Genomic DNA, 998 nt, shown 5'->3' with positions numbered 1-998 from the left:
CCGGCCGTAGGAACGGAGTAGGAGCACCCGAAGTCCAGTCGACGGGGTGGTCCTGTCGACTGGGACTGCATGCGAGGCCGGAGGGGCTGCGGTGAGCACGAGTACGGGCGGGAACGGGGCTCGGGGCGGGGCGGCGGGGATCCAGCTGCCGTCGATGGACTGGGAGATGGAGGAGGAGCCGGCCGGGGCACCGGCGGGTGCCGCCGCCTCGGCCGGAGGAGCCGCCGCCGCTGCCGCGGTGGCCGCCCCGGCGACGGCGGAGGCGCCGACCGAGCAGGTCGCCGTGCCGCAGTACGGGCCGGTCACGCCGGTGGTGACCGCCGCGGCGGTGCCGCCGGTCGCGGTCGTCCCCTCGGCCGCGGCCGGGTTCGGCCCGGGCGAGGAGCCCGGGGCGCCGGTCCCCGTCGGGTCTGAGGGCGCGGACGGCGAGGAGCCGGACGAGACGTCCCGTCGGCCCCGGTTCCGGCGGCCCGCGCTGGTCGCCGCCGCCACGGCGGGAGTGGTGCTGATGGGCCTGCCGTTCCTGATCACCGACGGCGCGGACAAGCACGGCGACAACCGGGGCGTGAACCGGGCGGACCCCCAGCTGGTCGACGGACCGGAGATCGACGACGTCCAGCCGCCCGCGCCGACCGACCCGCCCACGACCGGACTCCCGCTCCCGGCGCCCGTCGACCCTCCCGCCACCGGCGACCCCGGAGCGCTCACAGCGCCGCCCGTCGACGGCTCGGGCACCGTTCCCGGGCTCGCCCTCGGCGGTGGCACCGTCGGCACCCCGGCGGTGCCGGGCGGCCAGCCCGCCGGCACGAACGTCCCGGCGGGCAAGGCACCGCAGAGCGGGACCCAGAACGGCACCGGCGGCACCGGTGGCAGTAGCACCGGTGGCAGCAACAGCAAGACGACGCAGCCCGCCGCGGGCCAGCCCGCCGCGCAGCAGCCCGGCGCCGGTCAGCCCGCGCCCCAGCAGCCGGCCCCGGGTCAGCCCGCCCCGCAGCAGC

1 pseudogene is annotated in these 998 nt (G+C 79.1%); it reads left to right on the top strand.

Annotation, left to right across the window (positions count from 1 at the left end):
- Positions 1–91: 91 nt before the first annotated feature.
- Positions 92–998 (top strand): annotated as a pseudogene (locus BI06_RS51255) (hypothetical protein); the annotation flags it as partial.

This window comes from Kitasatospora sp. MBT66 (assembly GCF_000710405.2).
In the GTDB taxonomy this organism is placed as follows: Bacteria; Actinomycetota; Actinomycetes; order Streptomycetales; family Streptomycetaceae; genus Kitasatospora; species Kitasatospora purpeofusca.
Note: the sequence above shows the minus strand (reverse complement) of the source record. Positions and strands in the feature narration are given on the sequence as shown.